At 72.1% G+C, this 2,581-nt stretch carries 3 protein-coding genes; all 3 read left to right on the forward strand.

Annotated features, from left to right (window positions below; genetic code table 11):
- Nucleotides 1-352 precede the first annotated feature (352 nt).
- The 3 genes from ACWGI8_RS42895 (at nt 353) to infC (ending at nt 2,544) form a co-directional block, all read left to right on the forward strand.
- The gene (locus ACWGI8_RS42895) at nt 353-1,084 is read left to right on the forward strand and encodes an SseB family protein (RefSeq protein ID WP_453668889.1); all 732 of its coding nucleotides are present in this window, start codon (nt 353-355) and stop codon (nt 1,082-1,084) included.
- Between the two features lie 24 nt (nt 1,085-1,108).
- Entirely contained in the window at nt 1,109-1,486 is a 378-nt protein-coding gene (locus ACWGI8_RS42900) for a DUF1844 domain-containing protein (protein WP_453668890.1), read from the forward strand.
- Nucleotides 1,487-1,872: 386 nt separating this feature from the next.
- Nucleotides 1,873-2,544, forward strand: a complete 672-nt coding sequence (infC, locus tag ACWGI8_RS42905; protein ID WP_453668891.1) for a translation initiation factor IF-3 — start codon at nt 1,873-1,875, stop codon at nt 2,542-2,544.
- The last annotated feature ends 37 nt before the right edge of the window (nt 2,545-2,581 follow it).

Consider the following 2,581-nt stretch of genomic DNA (forward strand, 5'->3'; position numbering starts at 1 on the left):
GCCTCCGCCTCCACGCGCGCGATCCCCGCCGCCGCGCCTGCCTCCGCCTCCACGCGCGATCCCCCGCCGCCGGCGTCGGATGCCCGTCGGAAAGCACCGCGAGGAGCGGTCCTCCGGCCCTCCCCACCGAGTGGACCGCCCACCGCCCGGTGTCCCGCTCCGGCAGCAGGCCGTTCTCCAGCGCCCGGTACCCGCCGGCCGCCGACACCCCCCGGTCCTGTCCCGGCACGACCCGGCCACGTACGACCGCCCGGCGACCGCCCGGTGCCGTGGACCGCGCTCCGACCGGTCTCCGGTTCGAGCACGGCGACCGGGACACAGGCACTCGTACCGGGGAGGTTAGGCTCGTCGCGTGGCGCTCAAGAACATTCCCGACTCCGGTTTCTCCGACGACGACGGCACCGCCGACCCGGCCCTGGCAGCGGCCCTCGCCGCCTGGGCCGAGGACAGGACCGCCGAGCAGCCGGTACTCGAAGCGCTCAGGAGCGCCCGGCTTCTCGTCCCTGTCGTCGCCGTGCTCGGTGAGGTCGAGGAGGACGAGAACGGGATGCGCCGCGAGAAGACGAGCGACATGGCCGTTCCCACGCTGACCGCCGGGGACCGGCGGGCTCTACCGGCCTTCACGTCGATCGCGTCGCTGGCCCTGTGGGACCCGCAGGCCCGGCCCGTCGCCGTACCGCTGCACCAGGCGCTCCGGGCCGCCGCCCATGAGAAGGCGGACACCCTGGTCCTGGACCTGGCGGGCCCGGTGCCGTACCAGCTGACCGGCCGGGCGCTGCTCGCGCTCGCCGAAGGCCGCACGAGCACCGACCCGCTGGCCGACCCGGCCGTCACGGACGCGGTTCGGGCCGCGCTCGCCGCCGAGCCCGCAGTGCTCCGCGCCCACCTCGGCCGCGGCACCGCCGACGGCACCCTCGCCCTGGTCCTCGCCCCGGACGCGGTCCCCGGCGAGGCGGCCCAGCGCGTCGCCCGCGCGCTCGCGGCGGACGAGACGCTGAGGGCCCGCCTGGTGAGGGGACTCGACCTGGCGCTGCTGCCGGCCGGGGCCGCGCCTCCCGGTGAGCCCCTGTACGTACGGCCGTAGGGGCCACCGCATATCGTGTGCTCCATGAGTGACGCGACCCCCACCCCTGACACCCCCGGCGATGTGTCTCCCGACTTCGACGCCATGACCCGCGACATCGCGGAGGTCCCCGCCGTCGAGGTGATCGTCACGGTCGCGGTGAACCTGATGAGCGCCGCCGCGGTGAAGCTCGGTCTCACCGAGGACGGCGAGAAGCACAAGGACCTGGACGAGGCCCGCAAGCTGGTGCACGCGCTGGCCGGGCTGCTCGACGCGGGCGCCACGGAGATCAGCTCCTTTCATGCGGCGCCGCTGCGCGACGGGCTGAAGTCGCTGCAGCTGGCGTTCCGCGAGGCGTCGATCGTGCCCGACGAGCCGGGCCAGGGCCCGGGCGAGAAGTACACGGGCCCGGTCTTCGGCTGAGCCCCGGGCCTGCTGCGGCCCACCGCGCTCCGGCCGCGGGCCGCAGCGCGGCGAACCGCGAGGCCCGCGAAGCCCGCGGGCCCGTGCCACCGGTACCGCCTCGGTTAGCCCCTTCCGCCCGGAGCTGCTAACCTTGTGTAACGACCGGTCGGACACGCATGTGCCCGACCCACAAGTGGAGGCTCCGATCTCCCACCTGGCCGCTCTCAGGGCGGCGGGTCACCGGTCAGACGGCGCCCATCGTTCCGTACGGACGATGGAGCCGTCCGAACAGCGCCCCGCGGCTGACCGCGGCGGTGTTCCGGTATTCCGCGGAGCCCCGCCTGTGTCCCGTCCGGGGCATTTTTCATGAACCGGCGCGGTTGGTCCAAGGAAACAGACGTTGCGTGGCTGTCCGCCAGACGGCCGCGTGGTGCTACCGAGGAGGATCCATCAGCACCGAGCCCCGCATCAACGACCGGATTCGCGTTCCCGAGGTGCGACTTGTCGGTCCCAGCGGCGAGCAGGTCGGGATTGTTCCGCTTGCCAAGGCCCTGGAGCTCGCGCAGGAGTACGACCTGGACTTGGTCGAGGTCGCGGCTTCGGCCCGGCCGCCGGTCTGCAAGCTCATGGACTACGGCAAGTTCAAGTACGAGTCGGCCATGAAGGCCCGTGAGGCGCGCAAGAACCAGGCGCACACGGTCATCAAGGAAATGAAGCTCCGGCCGAAGATCGACCCGCACGACTATGACACCAAGAAGGGTCACGTCGTCCGGTTCCTCAAGCAGGGCGACAAGGTCAAGATCACGATCATGTTCCGTGGTCGCGAGCAGTCCCGGCCGGAGCTCGGCTACCGGCTGCTGCAGCGGCTCGCGGAGGACGTCCAGGACCTCGGTTTCGTCGAGTCGAACCCGAAGCAGGACGGCCGCAACATGATCATGGTTCTCGGTCCGCACAAGAAGAAGACCGAGGCGATGGCCGAGGCCCGTGAGGCGCAGGCCGCCCGCAAGGCGGAGCGCCAGGGTCAGTCCGCCCAGGCGGCGGACTCCGCCGAGGAGCCCGCCGAGGCCGAGGCCTGATTCCAGGACAACCGTCCCGGACATCAACCTATACATC

The sequence above is a fragment of the Streptomyces sp. NPDC054841 genome, assembly GCF_053611045.1.